The sequence below is a fragment of the Neisseria sp. DTU_2021_1001991_1_SI_NGA_ILE_055 genome (assembly GCF_032342915.1).
Taxonomy (GTDB): Bacteria; Pseudomonadota; Gammaproteobacteria; order Burkholderiales; family Neisseriaceae; genus Neisseria.
In genome coordinates this window covers 318677-336304 of the sequence record NZ_CP135440.1, presented here as the reverse complement: position 1 = coordinate 336304, position 17628 = coordinate 318677, and the positions used below count along the sequence as shown (strand labels likewise).

At 48.9% G+C, this 17628-nt stretch carries 16 protein-coding genes; 9 read left to right on the top strand and 7 right to left on the bottom strand.

Annotated elements, in window-relative coordinates; translation table 11 throughout:
- Nucleotides 1–39 precede the first annotated feature (39 nt).
- The 4 genes from RRV97_RS01620 to gatC all read right to left on the bottom strand — a co-directional run bounded on the left by RRV97_RS01620 (nucleotide 40) and on the right by gatC (nucleotide 3937).
- A complete protein-coding gene (locus RRV97_RS01620) occupies nucleotides 40–660 on the bottom strand; it encodes a trimeric intracellular cation channel family protein (protein WP_049331484.1) in 621 nt (206 codons plus the stop codon).
- Nucleotides 661–757: 97 nt separating this feature from the next.
- Nucleotides 758–2206, bottom strand: coding sequence for an Asp-tRNA(Asn)/Glu-tRNA(Gln) amidotransferase subunit GatA (gatA, locus tag RRV97_RS01615; protein WP_315611760.1), 1449 nt, complete (start codon nucleotides 2204–2206; stop codon nucleotides 758–760).
- Nucleotides 2207–2278: 72 nt separating this feature from the next.
- Nucleotides 2279–3490 (bottom strand): phospholipase D family protein, encoded by a 1212-nt coding sequence (locus tag RRV97_RS01610; protein ID WP_315611759.1) that lies wholly within the window; start codon nucleotides 3488–3490, stop codon nucleotides 2279–2281.
- A gap of 156 nt (nucleotides 3491–3646) precedes the next feature.
- Nucleotides 3647–3937, bottom strand: a complete 291-nt coding sequence (gatC, locus tag RRV97_RS01605; protein WP_003685110.1) for an Asp-tRNA(Asn)/Glu-tRNA(Gln) amidotransferase subunit GatC — start codon at nucleotides 3935–3937, stop codon at nucleotides 3647–3649.
- Between the two features lie 224 nt (nucleotides 3938–4161).
- On the opposite strand from gatC, the gene RRV97_RS01600 reads away from it, so the two are divergent.
- From RRV97_RS01600 to RRV97_RS01570, 7 genes are all read left to right on the top strand, one after another.
- A complete protein-coding gene (locus RRV97_RS01600; protein WP_039862245.1) occupies nucleotides 4162–5199 on the top strand; it encodes a rod shape-determining protein in 1038 nt (345 codons plus the stop codon).
- 11 nt (nucleotides 5200–5210) lie between these two features.
- Nucleotides 5211–6053, top strand: a complete 843-nt coding sequence (gene mreC / locus RRV97_RS01595) for a rod shape-determining protein MreC (RefSeq protein ID WP_315611758.1) — start codon at nucleotides 5211–5213, stop codon at nucleotides 6051–6053.
- A 4-nt stretch (nucleotides 6054–6057) separates the two neighbouring features.
- A complete protein-coding gene (gene mreD, locus RRV97_RS01590; protein ID WP_036490431.1) occupies nucleotides 6058–6558 on the top strand; it encodes a rod shape-determining protein MreD in 501 nt (166 codons plus the stop codon).
- Between the two features lie 4 nt (nucleotides 6559–6562).
- A complete protein-coding gene (gene mrdA / locus RRV97_RS01585; protein ID WP_315611757.1) occupies nucleotides 6563–8611 on the top strand; it encodes a penicillin-binding protein 2 in 2049 nt (682 codons plus the stop codon).
- Nucleotides 8604–9755: a rod shape-determining protein RodA gene (gene rodA, locus RRV97_RS01580; RefSeq protein ID WP_188213862.1), complete on the top strand. Its 1152-nt coding sequence runs from the start codon at nucleotides 8604–8606 to the stop codon at nucleotides 9753–9755. The genes mrdA and rodA overlap by 8 nt, the downstream gene beginning before the upstream one ends.
- Nucleotide 9756: 1 nt before the next feature.
- Nucleotides 9757–10416 (top strand): MarC family protein, encoded by a 660-nt coding sequence (locus RRV97_RS01575; RefSeq protein WP_036490425.1) that lies wholly within the window; start codon nucleotides 9757–9759, stop codon nucleotides 10414–10416.
- 80 nt (nucleotides 10417–10496) lie between these two features.
- Complete coding sequence (locus tag RRV97_RS01570) at nucleotides 10497–11840, top strand: aldehyde dehydrogenase family protein (RefSeq protein ID WP_315611756.1); 1344 nt, start codon at nucleotides 10497–10499, stop codon at nucleotides 11838–11840.
- Between the two features lie 301 nt (nucleotides 11841–12141).
- Here the strand turns inward: RRV97_RS01570 and RRV97_RS01565 are convergent, their stop codons facing one another.
- The 3 genes from RRV97_RS01565 to mltG form a co-directional block, all read right to left on the bottom strand.
- Nucleotides 12142–13422 (bottom strand): malic enzyme-like NAD(P)-binding protein, encoded by a 1281-nt coding sequence (locus tag RRV97_RS01565; protein WP_004520118.1) that lies wholly within the window; start codon nucleotides 13420–13422, stop codon nucleotides 12142–12144.
- A gap of 264 nt (nucleotides 13423–13686) precedes the next feature.
- Nucleotides 13687–14313, bottom strand: coding sequence for a dTMP kinase (tmk, locus tag RRV97_RS01560; protein ID WP_315611755.1), 627 nt, complete (start codon nucleotides 14311–14313; stop codon nucleotides 13687–13689).
- A gap of 67 nt (nucleotides 14314–14380) precedes the next feature.
- The gene (gene mltG / locus RRV97_RS01555; protein ID WP_315611754.1) at nucleotides 14381–15376 is read right to left on the bottom strand and encodes an endolytic transglycosylase MltG; all 996 of its coding nucleotides are present in this window, start codon (nucleotides 15374–15376) and stop codon (nucleotides 14381–14383) included.
- 115 nt (nucleotides 15377–15491) lie between these two features.
- On the opposite strand from mltG, the gene ampD reads away from it, so the two are divergent.
- The gene (ampD, locus tag RRV97_RS01550) at nucleotides 15492–16058 is read left to right on the top strand and encodes a 1,6-anhydro-N-acetylmuramyl-L-alanine amidase AmpD (RefSeq protein ID WP_188213859.1); all 567 of its coding nucleotides are present in this window, start codon (nucleotides 15492–15494) and stop codon (nucleotides 16056–16058) included.
- A gap of 177 nt (nucleotides 16059–16235) precedes the next feature.
- On the top strand, nucleotides 16236–17504 hold the full coding sequence (locus RRV97_RS01545; protein WP_036490414.1) for a cell division protein ZipA C-terminal FtsZ-binding domain-containing protein: 1269 nt from the start codon (nucleotides 16236–16238) through the stop codon (nucleotides 17502–17504).
- Nucleotides 17505–17628 lie beyond the last annotated feature (124 nt).

Sequence of the window (17628 nt, the reverse complement as noted above, 5' to 3'; positions counted from 1 at the left end):
CCTGAATAAAAACCATCACAGGCCGTCTGTAAGATAAGTTTATTTCCTGCGGCGTTGGAAACCGGGCAGTTGCCAATGGAAACGGTATGCAGTCAGGCGAAACAACAATCCGCCGGCAAAGAGCAGGTTTAACGTAAAAATATTAATCCAGCCCAAATGCCCGAACAGATAAATCAGCCCGCCAATCAAAATGGCCACGCTGCCGTAAAGGTCGGTGCGCAAAATCATCGGCACATCATTGACCAAAATATCGCGTGCAATACCGCCGCCAACGGCAGTCACAAAAGCCAAAGAAATAACGCCGAATAGATTGAGCTGCAAGGCCATACCGATTTGTGCGCCGGTAATGCTGAACGCTGCCAAACCAATGGCATCGGCAATAATAAAGGCAGCGGCCAAATAGGTGCTGCGATAACGTTGCACCCTTATCAACCATGCGATGGCAAGCGTGGCAAACACAACAATCAGCGCATCGGTTTGCAAAAATACTTGCGGAATCCGACCGACCAAACCATCGCGTATCATGCCGCCGCCGACAGCCGTCAGTAACGCAGTAATGACGACACCGAGTACATCCAACCGCTTGTTGTAGCCGACCAAATAGCCGGAAATGGCAAACGCGGCTGTCCCAATGATTTGAATGAAGTCGGTGGCTGTCATGTTTTTAAATATCTACAATATGCAGCACCTCAATACATTCAGGCGCTTTTATATGATTTATTTTCAGACGGCCTTGAATCATCAAGGCCCTAAAACATTATTCCGGCGCTTTGGTGTGCCAATCACTGTTCAGTTGAACTTGATGTGCGGCACCCAAAATTTTGGCTTCGGAGAAATAGTTGCCGATAAATTGCACACCAATTGGCAGGCCGTTTGCGCTGAAACCGGCAGGCAGAGTCAATGCAGGCAAACCGGCAAGGTTCACGGCGATGGTGTAAATATCGGACAAGTACATTTGGACAGGGTCGTGGATGTCACTGCCGAGTTTTGGTGCAGCAGTCGGTGCAGTCGGTGCCAAAATGAAATCACATTGACCAAAGGCCGTCTGAAAATCATTGGCAACCAGACGGCGCAGTTTTTGCGCTTTCAGATAATAAGCATCGTAGTAACCATGGCTCAATACATAAGTACCGATCATGATACGGCGTTTGACCTCGCTACCGAAACCTTCGGCACGGGTGTTGCTGTACATTTCTTCCAAATCGCCGAATTGTGCCGCACGATGGCCATAACGTACGCCGTCAAAACGGGACAAGTTGGTACTTGCTTCAGCGGAGGCGAGAACGTAATAAGCGGGAATCGACAATGATGTTTGCGGCAAGGAAACTTCAACAGTCTCCGCGCCTTGTGCTTTGAGCAAATCAATAACGCTTTGCAAGGCCGTCTGAACATCGGCATCCGCGCCTTCGCCGAAATATTCTTTAGGCAAACCGATTTTCAACCCTTTGAGCGGCTTGTCCAAATCACGGGTGTAGTCTTCTTTGTCGCGTTCCAAACTGGTGGAATCACGCTCGTCAAAGCTGGCCATGGCGTTCAACAAAATCGCGCAGTCTTCGGCCGTTTGCGCCATAGGGCCGGCTTGGTCGAAGCTGGAAGCATAAGCAACCATACCGAAGCGTGAAACCGTACCGTAAGTCGGCTTGATACCGGTAATGCCGCAATGCGATGCAGGCTGACGGATAGAGCCTCCGGTATCCGAACCCAAGGCAGCCGGTGCCAAACGCGCCGCAATTATGGCAGCCGAACCGCCTGACGAACCGCCGGGAACATGTTCAAGATTCCATGGGTTTTTGGTTGCACCGTAGAACGAAGTCTCATTGGTCGAACCCATGGCAAATTCGTCCATATTGGTACGGCCGAGAGTAACCATGCCGGCATCCAACAGATTTTGCACCACAGTGGCAGTATAAGGGGAAACAAAGTTATCCAACATTTTGGAACTGCATGCACTGCGCCAACCTGTTTGACAGAAAATATCTTTGTAAGCAACCGGCACACCGGTCAAAGCCGTTGCATTACCGGCCGCGATACGCGCATCGGCTGCTTTGGCTTCAGCAAGGGTCTTATCTTGATCGATGGTAACGTAGCCGTTGATGGCGGGGTTTTTCGCAGCAATGGCGGCCAAATATTCAGTCGCCAATTCGACTGCGGAAATTTGTTTGGATTGCAGCAGGCTGCTGGCTTGTTTAAGGGTGTAATGAGCCATAAATTTATAATCCAGTAAATAATTAAGAAATGTTTAATTAAATTAGCAAAGTTAAAGCATAACATAGATAAGCTATTTATCATTTCTTGGCTTGTAATAGATGCAATCAATTAAGGCCACTCTACTTAACCATGCTTTCTGTATATTTTCTTCAACAGGTTTATCGCTATTAAACCAAGCAGTATCGTAAATAGGTAATAGAATCTCATCCCAATAGCGCTCTGCATCAATATTTTTAGATAAACCTAATTCTTTACATATGCCTTCTTTGTTTGCATTATTAAAGCAAAAGAATAAATCAGGCCTTTTCATAGTCAATAATCGTGTAGCAACACCTAGTGGATTATCATAACCAACTTTTTGAAAGAATTTAATATATTTTAAAAAGTCACTTTTACTAATCTCACCCACTAAAGGGATTTCATCAATGGCATATGCAATTTCTAAGTTGCCGTCTTTAATAAGATTGAAAAACTTACCATTACTCCTAGTAGTTCCAAACAACCCAAAGCCTAGATTTTTCATGTTTTTTGCATTATTAGGTAAACCTGAAATAAGTTTACGGCTCTCTAAATCTCTAGACAGAAAGCCTGCTTTATCTTGAAAAAATTCTTTTGCATAACTAAGTAGATCCAGTCTATCTGTAAACAAATGATATTCATCTTTATGAATCCTTTTAAAATAATCCTCCCATGATAACGTTAACAAACTAGTAGATAGAATATCTGTCTTATTCCTTCTCTCTTTTTTATCCTTCGCATAACAATTAGATAGAGTACGAATTTGCTTTTGTCTTTCTTGATAAAGCACCCCATATCTTTTAATTTTCTGTTCATTAAGCATTTTAGCTTTAGCAAAACAATCATCTACCAAAAATCGAATTAAATCTTTGAAGAACTCGCTAGACTGACCTTGCGCTAAAAGCATCATCTCTTGATTACTTCCATCAAATGCACCTTTAGTGAAATTTGCACTACCTGAAAGCAATTCCCAGTCAGTTGGTGTATTCCAGAATAGATATACCTTGGGATGGAATACACCATCAGTTTGCAAAATAAATTTAATATTTTTATGCTTCTGAAATTCTACTAAAACTTCGGGATCTGTCTGGTAAAAATGTAAGCCTATAGTAGAGTGTTGGATTTTACTCTTGTGTTTTATTAACTTTTTAAAAGCTGGATGCCCTGCGGAAGCCCAGGCCGTAGCAAAAGCAATATTTTTATACTTCTCAGCCAAACTACTAAAAGTTTGTCTTAATTCTTTTGTGGAAGTAATGAGTTTCACAATATATTCCTTCTCTAGTAAATAGCGATACCTAGAGATTGCCTCATACAATGAACTTACCCTTTAAATAAAAAGTTAAAAGCTAAAAACTACTAAAAAATTAAGAAATAGCAGACATTATTTAGCTAATTTTTATTTAAAAGGCCGTTTGAAACCTTATTCTTCAATCACTTGAGGAACGATATACAGACGATTGCGCACTTCGGGGGCAACCGCCTGATATTCGGCGGCATGGTCGGTTTCAGTCACTTTATCTTCGCGCAGGCGCAAAGCGGCTTCGTGCGGATGCGCCATGGGTTCGATGCCGTCGGTATTGACGCTTTGCATGTTTTCAACCATGGCGAAAATGTCGTTCAACTCGGCAAGCGTTTTGTTTTTTTCTTCGTCCGTTAAAGTGAGGCGCGAGAGTTTTGCGATTTTTTCCACATCATTTAAGCTTAAAGCCATAAAAAATCCTTGTCTGATAGCAATGCACCTTGGGTTTGGGGTATCATTGCATTTCGTCTTCTATGAAGCGAAGAATTATAACCGAAAACCAAACAGGTTGGCATGGTGTTTTGATTCAGACGGCCTTTTCAGAGTGCATTTATCCGTCTTAAACCGTGTACCTGTTTTTCTTATTTGAAATAACGCTAAACACATCCGGGCTGGGCCGGAATTTCAGGTATCCTATGTTTCGCCTTTTATCTCGTTTCCTCTCTAATGATATTGCCATCGACTTGGGCACGGCCAACACGCTGATTTTTGTACGCGGCAAAGGGATTGTTTTGGATGAGCCGTCCATGGTTGCGATTCAATCCGGCGCAGGCAATAAAAGTAAAATTATGGCAGTGGGCACAGAAGCCAAAAAAATGCAGGGCCGCGCGCCGCGCAATATCGAAATCGTCCGCCCGATGAGAGACGGTGTAATTGCCGATTTTGTGATTACCGAGCGTATGCTGGGTATGTTGATTAAAAAAGCCACCGAAGGACGGTCTTTAGTTCCTCCCCGTGTGGTTATCTGTGTTCCGGGTGGCTCTACCCAAGTGGAACGTAAAGCGATTTTGGATTCTGCATTTGCCGCCGGCGCGGCAAGCGTGCATTTGATTGAAGAACCGATGGCAGCTGCTTTGGGCGCAGGCTTGCCGATTGAAGATGCGGCAGGTTCGATGATTGTCGATATTGGCGGCGGTACGACCGAAATCGGTATCCTTTCACTGGGCGGTATGGCCTATTCTGCTTCCGTCCGCGCAGCCGGCGACGAGTTCGATAAAAGTATTATCCATTACCTGCGCCGTCATCGCGGTGTCTTAATCGGTGAAGCGACGGCAGAGGAATTGAAGAAACAAATCGGCTCGGCCTCGGGCTTTGAAACCGAAACAGCCATGCGCATTAAAGGCCGCGACCTGGCTGAAGGTACCCCTAAATCCTTGGCGGTTACGTCAAATGAAATCCGTGAAGCATTGAGTGAAACGGTAAATCAAATCATCCGCGCCGTCCGTCTGGCTTTGGAACAAGCTCCGCCCGAACTGGCCGGCGACATCGCCGACCGCGGCATTATGCTGACCGGCGGTGGTGCGCTTCTGCACGGTATCGATACCGTCTTGGCCGATGCAACCGGCCTGCCCGTCGGCATCGCCGACCAGCCTCTGAACTGCGTCGCCTATGGTGCCGGTAAGGCTTTGGACTATATCGGCAAATGGGATACCGTGTTTACGGAAAACCCATAAGGTAGATGGTTATGGAACGCTCTTCTTTGCGCTTTGACGAGGCAAAAGGCCCTAAGCTGTTGCCTCGTTTTGTCGTTTATATCACTCTGGCTGCCGGCCTGATGGTGGCAGATTACCGCTTTTCATTGATGCAACCTGTACGTGCGGCAGTGATGCCCATGCTCTACCCTGTTCAATGGCTGGCGAATCAACCTGTTCAACTTTATCAATATTTTGCCGACCTCTCCCAGTCCAAATCCGAGCTTTTGGAACAAAACCGCCGGCTTCTGGAAGAAAATGGCCGTCTGAAAATCGATTTGCAGCGGGATAAAGTCAATACCGATGAATTGCGCGAATTAAAAAAACTGTACGGTTTGCAACAAAAAGGCATCCACAATGTTATCGGCGCGGAAGTCATTTCCAATGGTAAAGATCCGCTTTCCGAAAGACTGATTATCGGCAAGGGCAGTCAAGACGGCTTGAAAGTTGGCGATGCGGTCATCGATCAAAGCGGTTTGATCGGCCTGTTGACACAAGTTCACACACAAAGCGCGGAAATTGAGCTGATCTCAAGCGGACAAAGCATTATCCCCGTCGCCGTCAGCCGCACCGGTGAACGTAATTTGGCATACGGCAATGGCAGCGGTTTGGATTTACGCTATTTCCCAACCGGCTCGGACTTGAAACCCGGTGATGTTCTGCTGACTTCCGGCTTGGACGGTACTTATCCGGCGGGGATTCCCGTTGCAACCGTCAGCAAGGTTATCCGTGCATCGGGAACGCCTTATTACGATACGCAACTGACGCCTTTGGCCGCTTTACGCAGCAGTCGTTTTGTCTTGGTACTTTCTTCCGCCCCTTCTTCACCACGCTGATTTCATGAACGATTTTGACGATTCTTACCGTGCAGTACCGCTGCACATCATGGCGACCAGTCTCATCGTGATGATGATACTGGACTTTATGCCGTTTTCCTTTGACGGATTCTTCTGGCTGCCTGAAATGACAGCACTGATGTTGCTGTATTGGACATTACACCAGCCGCAACGCGCAGGCATGGGACTGGCTTTTGCCATCGGTCTGATTGTCGATGCAGCAACCGCCGCGACTTTGGGCTTGCACGCCCTGTCTTACGTCGTGATGACTTATTTCATCTTAAACCGACGCCGCCAAATCATGCTGTACGGCCACATTATGCAATTGGCCGCTGTCTTGGCTGCATTGTTACTCAATCAGGCCGTTTTAACTGCTGCCCGTCTGTTCCTCAATCATCAGGTCATCACTTTGCAAGGCTTTGTTGCCCCATTTGTCGGCGCATTGCTTTGGCCTATACTCAGCCAGCTGATGCTGATCGTGACCCGTATTTACCGCTCCCACTGAAAAGATGAAACCGATTCTTCCACGCCGTCTTTCCGGTGGTCAACATACCCAAAAATCTTCCGCTCAGGCAGCACAAGCCGACGCCCTATTGCGCCTGCTCGTTGCTTTTATCCTGATTGTCATCTTCTTTTCCATCTTGCTGGCGCGGTTCTTTTACTTACAAGTGACTCAACACAATGAGTTTTCCGGTCAGGCATCGAGCAACCGCATCACCCTGATTCCAACGCCGCCCGTACGCGGCGAAATCGTCGACATCAACGGCGTTCCTTTGGCCAAAAACTATCCCGTCTTTTCGCTTGAAGTTATTCCCAGTCGCATCGAAGGCAAGATGGAAGATGTCATTGAAGCATTGAAAAAATACGTCGATATCACGCCGACAGATTTAAAACGCTTCAAAAAATACCGCGAAAGCTATCGAAAATTTGAAAATATCCCGCTCAAGCTCAGGCTGACCGATGAAGAGGCTGCACGCTTGTCCGTGCATCTGCGCGAATTCAAAGGCGTAGAGGTCAATTCACGCACATTCCGCGAATATCCTTACGGCAAGCTGACCTCCCATTTCTTGGGCTACATCGGCCGTATTAGCGATAAAGACAAAGAAATGCTGGAAGAAGAAGGTCTGACCGCCCTCTACCGCGGCAGTACGCATATCGGCAAATCCGGCTTGGAAAAATATTACGAACACCAGCTTCATGGCATCCCAGGCTATCAGGAAGTTGAAAAAGACGCTTACGGCAATATCGTCCGCGTATTAAAAAATGTCCCGTCCAAAATGGGGCAAACCTTGCGCCTAGGCATGGATATCCGTATGCAACAGGAAGCCGACCGCATCTTGGGCGACCGCCGTGGCGCATTGGTGGCCATTAATCCGCAAGACGGTACTGTTTTGGCATTTGTTTCCAAACCATCTTTCGATCCCAACCTCTTTATTGACGGCATCGACAGCGATACTTGGAAAATGCTGAATGACGATTGGAAAAAGCCTTTGATCAACCGCGTTACCCAAGGCCTCTATCCGCCTGGCTCTACATTCAAACCCTTTATGGGCATGGCTTTGTTGGAAAGCGGTAAAATCACTCAAAACACCATCGTCCCAGCCCCCGGCGCATGGAGCATACCCGGCAGCCGCCATATTTTCCGCGACTCTGTCCGCAGCGGTCACGGCTCGGCCAACTTGAGCAAAGCCATTCAAGTATCCTCAGATACCTTCTTCTACCGCTTGGGTTACGAAATGGGTATCGACAAAGCCTCTCCGTATTTGGCGCAATTCGGTTTCGGCCAAAAAACCGGTATTGACCTGCCTAGTGAATATGTAGGCGTTTTGCCCAGCCGCGAATGGAAAGCCAAACGCTTTGCCAAATCTTCCGACCCGACTGCCAAAGAATGGCGTGCCGGCGAGATGGTTTCCGTCAGTATCGGCCAAGGCTACAACGCCTACACGCCTTTGCAAATGGCACATGCGACAGCCTCTCTGGCCAACAACGGTGTTGTCCATCAGCCGCATTTAGTCAAAGAAATATTGGATTTCAGTGCGCGCAAAATTACCCGCATCAATCCTAATCCCGAACGTCAAATTCCGTTTAAAGCCGACAACTTCGAATACGTCAAACGCGCAATGGAGAAGGTATTGAAACCGGGCGGTACGGCGCACCGTATCGGTGGCGGACTCGTTTACACAATGGGTGGTAAAACCGGTACGGCCCAAGTCGTACAAATTAAACAAGGCGGCCGCTACAATGCAGCAGCCCTGCGCGAACAACACCGCGACCACGCATGGTTTATCTCGTTTGCGCCATTGGAAAAACCTGAAATCGCCATTGCCGTTATTTTGGAAAATGGCGGCTGGGGTGCGTATGCCGCGCCATTGGCCCGTGAAATGACTGATTTTTATATGCTTCACGTCAAGCCGCAACAGTTTTCAGACGGCCTTGAATCAGATTCGGCCAAAACTGAAAAAACTGATAAACATCAGCCTATTACCAGCATTTTCCAATCCGCCTACGGACTGACGCCGACAAGCCCTGCCTCACAGCCGGAGGTTCATCATGAATAACACATCAGCGTGGAAAACGTTCAAATCCACCATTGCAGCCCCGATTGACCCTTGGCTGTTTTTTGCCATGCTCGCCATCTACATCATGAGCCTGTTTTTGCTCTATTCTGCAGACGGGCAAGAGTTCGGCCAATTGGAAAACAAAACCATCCATACCGTTTTGGGCTTTGCCCTGTTATGGATTATCGCCGTATTCAAGCCGCAAACGGCCGCCAAAGTTGCCCTGCCTGTTTATATCGTCGGCGTATTACTGCTGATTGGCGTCGAAGTTGCCGGCGTTACCGTCAACGGTTCGACCCGTTGGCTGAGCCTCGGCTTTACCCGTATCCAACCTTCCGAAATCATGAAAATCGGTATTCCCATGACTGTCGCGTGGTATTTCCAACGCTATGAAGGCCGTCTGAAATGGATACATTATATTGTCGCCCTCGTGCTGATTCTTGTTCCTGTCGCCCTGATTTTGAAACAGCCCGACCTCGGTACAGCCGCGCTGATTATGGCTTCGGGCATTTTTGTCATCTTCTTTGCCGGATTGCCCTGGAAAGCCATTTTTGCCGCTATTATTGCCTTTGTAGCCGCCCTGCCGCTCTTGTGGAACTACGGCATGCACGACTATCAAAAAACCCGCGTCCTCACCTTGCTCGACCCAACCAAAGACCCGTTGGGTGCAGGCTACCACATCATCCAATCCATGATTGCCATCGGCTCGGGCGGCGTATGGGGTAAGGGCTGGCTCAACGGCACGCAAACCCATTTGGACTATATTCCCGAATCAACGACTGACTTTATTTTTGCGGTATTCGGCGAAGAGTTCGGCCTGATCGGCAATATCCTTTTGCTGCTGGTTTACCTTATCATTTTGGCACGCGGATTGTGGATTGCCGCACAAGCGCAATCCCTTTACAGCCGTACTTTGGCAGGCGCATTGACCATGACCTTTTTCTGCTACGCCTTTGTAAACATGGGCATGGTCAGCGGTATTTTACCCGTTGTCGGCGTCCCCCTTCCCCTAGTCAGCTACGGCGGTACGGCTACGCTTTCCATCATGGTGGTGCTGGCCCTGTTGATGGGTATCGCCAACGAACATAAAAACCTCCGCCGCCGTAATATAGACAACGATGATCTGACTGAAAGCAAGGAATAATATGGAATTAGGTGTAGAAATCGGCAAACTTCTCGTTGCACTTCTTGTATTGATCAACCCCTTCAGCGCGCTCTCGATTTATCTTGACCTGACGCAAGACCACAGCACTAAAGAAAAACGCAGAATTGCGCGTACTGCCGCACTGGCCGTTTTTATCGTGATTGTCGTCTTTGCACTGAGCGGCGGTATCTTATTGAAAGTACTCGGCATCAGCGTGGGCTCTTTCCAAGTCGGCGGCGGCATTTTGGTTTTACTGATTGCCATCTCCTTGATGAACGGCAACGACAATCCGGCCAAGCCCAAAATCGACCCTAATTCAGAAGAGCATCACCATGCGCAACAAGTCCGCCGCAATGAAAAAGCCATTGCCGTCGTCCCCATTGCCATTCCGATTACCATCGGCCCCGGCGGTATTTCTACCGTCATCATTTACTCCTCTGCCGCCAAAAATTACAGCGATATTGCCCTGATTATCATCTCCGGCTTTCTGGTCAGCCTGATTTGCTATCTCATCCTGATCGTTGCCGGACGCATCAGCAAACGCTTGGGCACGACCGGCCTGACCATCCTCAACCGTATCATGGGCATGATGCTTGCCGCCATTTCCGTAGAGATTATTGTTGCCGGTTTAAAATCTATTTTTCCCCAACTGGTCGCTTGAAGTACAATCATCATAATAAAAGGCCGTCTGAAACATTTTCAGACGGCCTCATAAAAACATAAAAACAAAGGAGCCCAACCATGTTTCACAGCACCCATGTCTTTACCGGTGAAACCATTTGCCGCCGACCGGCACAAAGCTACACCGAATTTACCGACGAATTAAACCGCCTCCAAACCCTTCAGCAAACCTTCGCACAATCAAGCATTATCGAGCGCACCACCCTCTTACAGCAATTTGCCGACAGCCTCACCCAAAACCAAGAACGCCTTGCCGAAATGGTTTGCGAAGAAGTCGGCCGCTGCCTGCACGAATGCCGCGCCGAAATCAGCAAATCCATCGAGCTTATCCGCTACTACGTCCGCCTTGCCCCCGAACTGCTCTCCCATAAAACCATCGCCACCCAAGCCAGCCTCAGCCAAGTCCGCTTCGAGCCTTTGGGCGTTGTTTTGGCAGTCATGCCGTGGAACTATCCTGTCTGGCAGATTTTACGATTTGCCATCCCTGCCCTGTGCGCCGGCAATGCCTGCGCGGTCAAACCTGCGCCCAGTGTCGCCCGCGTCAGCGAAACCCTCTTCAGCCTCGTCCCCAAAGGTTTGCCGCTTATCGGCGCATGGTTAAGTCATGAAGACACACTTAAAGCCATTGAAGATACCGATGCCATGGCATTTACCGGTTCGACTCATACCGGCCGACTGCTGGCTGCCCATGCAGGCAAACATCTGAAAAAAACCGTCCTTGAACTGGGTGGCAGCAATCCGTTTATCATCCTGCCCGATGCTGATCTGCAACGCGCAGCCATCGATGCCTGCTATTCGCGCTTCCGCGATGCCGGACAATCCTGCAACGCCGCCAAACGCATCATTGTTACCCAAGATATTGCCGAACAATTTATCCCGCTCTTCCTTGCCGAGTGCACCAAACTGCAAACCGGCAATCCTAAAGACCCAAACACCACCCTTGCCCCGCTTCACCGCCAAGACCTGCGCCAAAACGTGCACGAGCAGGTTCAAGATGCGGTTGCACACAGCGCGCAATGCTTGATCGGCGGCTATATTCCTGATGGACAAAGCTGGTTTTACCCGGCTACCGTCTTGGATCAAGTCAATCCAAACTGCCGCGTTTGGTATGAAGAAGTCTTCGGCCCGGTTGCCATGATCTTACGCGCCGACAATCCGGATCACGCCGTCGCACTTGCCAATGACACACCTTTCGGCCTCGGCGCCTGTATCTACACAGCCGACACGGCAAATGCATGGAAATACGCCGAAAAAATCCAAGCAGGCTCTGTCTTTATCAACCGCCACACCAGCAGCGACTTGCGCCTTCCCTTTGGCGGCGTCAAAGCTTCAGGCTACGGACGGGAGCTATCCGAATTCGGACTGTACGAATTCGTCAACGTCAAAACCTATTGGCAAAAATAAACCGTTTCATTCACTCAGGCCGTCTGAAAACCCAATTTCAGACGGCCTGATGTTTTTTTAAAGACTGGCAAAAATGTTGTATTTAAAACCCATACCAATTCTGCAAAATCAAATCGGCTCAAAAATAAGCAACCTATCTTAGAAAGCAATTTATATTTCCACGCCCATTTTGAATCGGCAGCTTACCATGTTCATCATTCCAGCCGTTTCATTAAACCCTCTATAAAATACCCAATAAACAAAAATGCCGTCTGAAATACAACTTTCAGACGGCATTTTCAATCAAATACTACTTACCGGATTACAATTTCAAACCGGCCAGTTTAGCAGCATACGCATCCAAATCGGCGATTGGACGGGTAGCCACGCCGCTTTCCATTGCCGCTTTAGCAGTAGCTGTAGCAACGCGAGGCAACAGGCGGGAATCGAATGGGGTAGGAATCAGGTATTCCGCACCGAATTCAAATTTCTTACCGTAAGCGGCAACCACTTCTTCAGTTACCTCTTCCATCGCCAAATCAGCCAAAGCATACACGCAGGCGCGTTTCATTTCTTCGTTGATGGTGGTCGCGCCGACATCCAATGCGCCACGGAAGATGAATGGGAAGCACAATACGTTGTTGACTTGGTTCGGGAAGTCGGAACGGCCGGTACCGATGACCACATCCGGACGGGTTTCTTTTGCCAATGGAGGCAGGATTTCCGGATTCGGGTTTGCCATGGCGAACACGATTGGTTTTTCGTTCATGGTGTTCAGCATTTCAGGCGTCAGCAGGTTTGCGCCGGACAGACCCAAGAAGATGTCTTTACCTTTAACGGCATCGGCCAATACGCGTTGGCCGTTGTCTTCAATGGCGTAGAACTGTTTGGACTCGTCCATACGGTCTTTGTCTTCGCGCGTTTTGTAAATCACGCCTTTGGAGTCGCAAACGGTTACGTTTTCGCGTTTCAGACCCAAATCCAGCAATTGGTTCAAGCAGGCAATCGCGGCCGCACCTGCGCCGGAGCACACCAAAGTCGCTTCTTCGATTTTACGGCCGGTATAACGCAAAGCGTTCAACACAGCGGCGGCGGTGATGATGGCGGTACCGTGTTGGTCGTCGTGGAATACGGGGATTTTGCAGCGTTTGCGCAATTCGCGTTCGATGTAGAAGCACTCGGGCGCTTTAATGTCTTCAAGGTTGATGCCGCCGAAAGTCGGTTCCAAAGAAGCGATGATGTCCACCAGTTTTTGCGGGTCTTTTTCATCGATTTCGATGTCAAACACGTCAACGCCGGCGAATTTTTTGAACAATACGCCTTTGCCTTCCATAACAGGTTTGCCGGCCAATGCGCCGATGTTGCCCAAACCCAACACTGCTGTACCGTTGGAAATCACAGCAACCAAATTGCCTTTGGCAGTGTATTTGTAGGCAGTTTGCGGATCGGCATGGATTTCCATACAAGGAGCGGCTACGCCCGGAGAGTACGCCAACGCCAAGTCTTTAGAAGTTGCCAGAGATTTGGTTGGGGTAACGGAGATTTTGCCCGGCACGGGGAATTCGTGGAACTGCAGGGCGGCTTCTTTTAATGAATTTTCCATTTGTCGATCCTGTTTGCGAGAGAGAGATTTTACAGCGAACAATTCTGAAACGGGCTGCTTCAGACATTTAAACTTCTAAAGTCGGTTTGTTAACAGACCGGCTTTGTAAGAGGCCGTAATTTTATCATGTTCTTTTGGTGGCGCATACCGATATTTATTACATTTGTTTTGATGTTTCGTTTTATTTGGTTTTATGTCTAAAAACTTCTGTAATAATATTTCTTTTCCACACCACCCTTCTTTCAGACGGCATTTTATTTAAACTTAAACATTCAATCCAAAATGACTGTCCAGCGCGGTTTCAATCTGTTTTTTTACCGCGTCCAGACTTTGGCTGCTGTCGATGACGGCGTATCGTTCCGGCTGTTTGGCAGCACGTTGCAGATACACTTCGCGCACCCGATTGAAAAACTCGGCTGCTTCTTGCTCAAAGCGGTCTTTCTCGCGCGTTTGGTTGATGCGCGCCATCGATACTTCCAAAGGCACATCCAACAGTAAGGTCAAATCGGGACGGAAATCACCCTGCACCCAATGCTCGAGCGTGGCAATATCTTGCAAGGGAACGCCGCGCCCGCCGCCTTGATAGGCAAACGTTGCATCGGTAAAGCGGTCGGAAACGACATGCGTGCCGTTTTTCAGTGCAGGCAGAATGACGGTTTCCAAGTGTTGCTGTCTGGCGGCAAACATCAACAGGGTTTCGGTACGCAGGCTGACTTGGGTGGCAGGGTTGAGCAGGATTTCGCGCAATGCTTCTCCGGCAGGCGTGCCTCCCGGTTCGCGCGTAAACAATACGGGCAGCTTGTGTTTTTCAAACCATGCTTTCATTACGGCGAGGTTGGTGGATTTGCCTGCGCCGTCTATGCCGTCAAGGGTAATAAATCTGGGTTTCATATGAATATCGTCAATTTAAAGGCCGTCTGAAACTGGGATTATAAATGTTTCAGACGGCCTATTCGGTTTATTTCTTCAAAATATATTTGCGTACGGCGGCGTTGTGTTCAGAAAGATTGTGGCTGAACTCGCTCAGGCCCGTACCATCCATTTTTGAGACGAAATACAGATATTTTTCATTAGACGGATGACCCGCCGCCTCAAGCGCGGCCTTGCCGGGAAGCGCAATCGGCGTCGGCGTCAAACCGCTGCGCGTATAAGTATTGTAAGGCGTATCGCGTTGCAGGTCGGCTTTGCGGATTCTGCCCTTATACGCATCGCCCATGCCATAGATGACAGTCGGGTCGGTTTGCAGGCGCATGCCGATATTCAGGCGGTTGACGAATACGGCGGCCACATGGGCGCGGTCGTCTTCGTGCGCGGTTTCTTTTTCAATCAGACTCGCCATAATCAGCATTTCGTACGGATTTTTATAAGGCAGGCCACTTTGACGGTCGTCCCATGCTTCTTGCAGGTTTTCCCGCATTTTACGGTAGGCGATTTTGTAAATTTGAAGATCACTGCCGCCGGCATCAATTTCGTAACTATCCGGGAAAAACTGTCCTTCGGGATTGCTGCTCAAGGCGTCGGGCGCCACTTCGGCCATCAGTTTTTCATCGCTCCAGCCGCGCGTATCATGGGCAATATCGGCAGTGTTGTCGATAATACGGCGCATTTGTGCAAACCGCGCACCCTCTAGAATTTGCACGCTGACCGAATCAGGGCGGCCTTTTTTAATGCGTTTTAAAATGTCCCAAGCCGATACTTTGGCAGACAGGCGGTAAGAGCCGGCATTGAGTTGGTTGTGCACGCCCATCACATATGCGGCGGCTACCAACACATAACGGTTATAAACAATGCCGTCTTGAGCCAGTTTGCGGCTGACAGAAGAGATACCTTGATTCTTAGCAACGGTAATACGGTATGGTTTGCCGTTGTTTTTCGGAACAAACAACAATGCGGCAACCACGGCGGCAAATGCCGTCAAAAATACGACCAGCCATTTCAACAATTTTTTCAACATGGTAGGATTCTTGGTTTGTGAACGTGTCGGGCGACAGTATAACCGAAAACAAGCATATTAAGCCTGTCGCATTCCCCAACGTATGTTTTCCTATCCCGAAAGGCCGTCTGAAACCATGAATTCCCCTTCAAAAAACACTTGGCAAAACGGCCGTTGGCTGAATGCACGCCAAACTCATTCGCCCAATTTCAGCCCGCGCGAACCGGATGAAGACATCTCTTTGGTTGTCCTCCACAATATTTCCCTCCCTCCTTTTGAGTACAACACGGGGGCAGTAGAAAAATTGTTTACCAACCAAATCAACCCTGATGAGCATCCTTTTTTCAGCATCATCCACACCTTGCGCGTCTCCAGCCATTTTTTCATCAGCCGTAAGGGCGAAACCGTCCAATTCGTTTCCTGCGACGACATGGCCTATCATGCTGGCGTATCATCGTTTCAAGGCAGAGAAAAATGCAATGCCTTCTCCATCGGTATCGAACTGGAAGGCTGCGATTTCGAGCCTTTTACCGAAGCACAATACACCAGCCTGCAAGCCTTGTTGACCGCCATTTCCGAGCATTATCCGATTCAGGCCGTTACCGGTCATCAGGACATCGCGCCGGACAGGAAAACCGATCCCGGGCATTTCTTCGATTGGCCACGCCTTCAAAAAGCAGGTTTTCCTGTCCGGCGCGGATAACTTTCAGACGGCCTGAACTCTGATTGGCAGACATAATGCTGTCACAACCGTTTATTTTCGTTATAATTCAGCTATTCATTCGGACGCATAAAGTCCGGCTCCAACGAACTGCCCGCGCAGCAAGATTCCGCACCCTGAAAAAGACGGAATGCTGCCTTTTTAAAAAGTGATTACTCCATGATTTTCATCGTCTTAGCCCTCGCCGCCCTTTTGGCGGTCATCGGTTACAACATGTACCAGGAAAACCAATACCGCAAACAAGTGCGCGAACAATTCGGCCATTCCGATAAAGATGCACTTTTGACCAGCAAAACCAAACACGTCCGCGACAGCAAAGAAACCGGCGGCCAAGGTTTGTTTATCAAGAAAAACAAAAAAAACGAAGAGGCATTGCGCAACCTGCAGGAACAAGATGAAATCTACGCGGCCAAAGCCAAACTGGCCCACCCTGCCCAACTGAAAACCGATGTCGAGCTGACTGTGGAAGACGACTTCTCCGCAGAAGAAAAAGTCCAACACACCGTTATCGGCTTGAACAACGAAATTACCGTAAGCCCAGCCGAAGCCGCTTCCACTCCGGTAGAAACCGCAGCCGAACCTGTGGCACAAGTACCATTGATCAGCTTAGATGAATTGTCTCAAGTCGAATTGCCTTGGTTTGACCCGCGCTTCGACTACATGGCCTACATCTCCCTGAAACAAGCCCAAGAATTGCACGCCCTGCCGCGCCTTTCCGCTACCCACCGCTTCCAAATCATCGGTTGCACCATGGACGACCATTTCCGTGTTGCCGAGCCGATTCCGGGCGTTTACTACCAAGGCTTCGTCATGGGCCTGCAAGCTGTCAGCCGCAACGGTTTGGCCGCGCGTGAAGAGCTGCAACACTTCGACCAACAGGTTGATGCCTTTGCCCAACTGATGGACGGCAAAGTTTTGCATACCGACTTGGACGCGTTCACCGAAGTCGCACAAGCCCTCGACCAATTCTGTGCGCGTGTTGACCAAACCATCGCCATTCACTTGGTTTCCCATTCCAACATCAGCGGCGTAGAATTGCGTGCCGCCGTGGAAGAAACCGGTTTCAAACTGGGTGAAGACGGCGCGTTCCACTTCGGCGACAACAACAACCCTCAATTGTTCTCCATCCATACCTTGGACAATAAACCGTTTACCAATCCTTTGCTGGACAACCAAGCCTACCGTGGCTTCAGCATGCTGCTGGATATTCCGCACGTTCCGGCCGGCGAAAAAACTTTCGACAAATTCATGGACTTGGCAGTCAAACTTTCCGGCCAACTCAGCTTGGATTTGGTTAACGACCAAATGGAAGAAGTTTCCACCCAATGGCTCAAAGACGTACGCAACTACGTTTTGGCCCGTCAGGAAGAAATGCTTAAAGTCGGCCTCAAACCCGGCAGCAAACAAGCCCTGCGCCTGTTCTCTTAAACTTCCCCAATCAAAAAGCGGATATGCAATGACGGCATATCCGCTTTTTTCAGGTAAAATCGCTTCATCTTCAATATTCATCGATTTTCAGACTGCCTCTCTATCATCAGGCCGTCTGAAAACT

Coding starts and splice junctions, on each gene's coding strand:
- rodA (WP_188213862.1), top strand. CDS start 8,604: ATGAATAACACATCAGCGTGGAAAACGTTCAAATCCACCATTGCAGCC.
- gatC (WP_003685110.1), bottom strand. CDS start 3,937: ATGGCTTTAAGCTTAAATGATGTGGAAAAAATCGCAAAACTCTCGCGC.
- RRV97_RS01620 (WP_049331484.1), bottom strand. CDS start 660: ATGACAGCCACCGACTTCATTCAAATCATTGGGACAGCCGCGTTTGCC.
- tmk (WP_315611755.1), bottom strand. CDS start 14,313: ATGAAACCCAGATTTATTACCCTTGACGGCATAGACGGCGCAGGCAAA.
- mrdA (WP_315611757.1), top strand. CDS start 6,563: ATGAAACCGATTCTTCCACGCCGTCTTTCCGGTGGTCAACATACCCAA.
- mltG (WP_315611754.1), bottom strand. CDS start 15,376: ATGTTGAAAAAATTGTTGAAATGGCTGGTCGTATTTTTGACGGCATTT.
- ampD (WP_188213859.1), top strand. CDS start 15,492: ATGAATTCCCCTTCAAAAAACACTTGGCAAAACGGCCGTTGGCTGAAT.
- RRV97_RS01565 (WP_004520118.1), bottom strand. CDS start 13,422: ATGGAAAATTCATTAAAAGAAGCCGCCCTGCAGTTCCACGAATTCCCC.
- RRV97_RS01600 (WP_039862245.1), top strand. CDS start 4,162: ATGTTTCGCCTTTTATCTCGTTTCCTCTCTAATGATATTGCCATCGAC.
- RRV97_RS01570 (WP_315611756.1), top strand. CDS start 10,497: ATGTTTCACAGCACCCATGTCTTTACCGGTGAAACCATTTGCCGCCGA.
- RRV97_RS01575 (WP_036490425.1), top strand. CDS start 9,757: ATGGAATTAGGTGTAGAAATCGGCAAACTTCTCGTTGCACTTCTTGTA.
- gatA (WP_315611760.1), bottom strand. CDS start 2,206: ATGGCTCATTACACCCTTAAACAAGCCAGCAGCCTGCTGCAATCCAAA.
- mreC (WP_315611758.1), top strand. CDS start 5,211: ATGGAACGCTCTTCTTTGCGCTTTGACGAGGCAAAAGGCCCTAAGCTG.
- RRV97_RS01545 (WP_036490414.1), top strand. CDS start 16,236: ATGATTTTCATCGTCTTAGCCCTCGCCGCCCTTTTGGCGGTCATCGGT.
- mreD (WP_036490431.1), top strand. CDS start 6,058: ATGAACGATTTTGACGATTCTTACCGTGCAGTACCGCTGCACATCATG.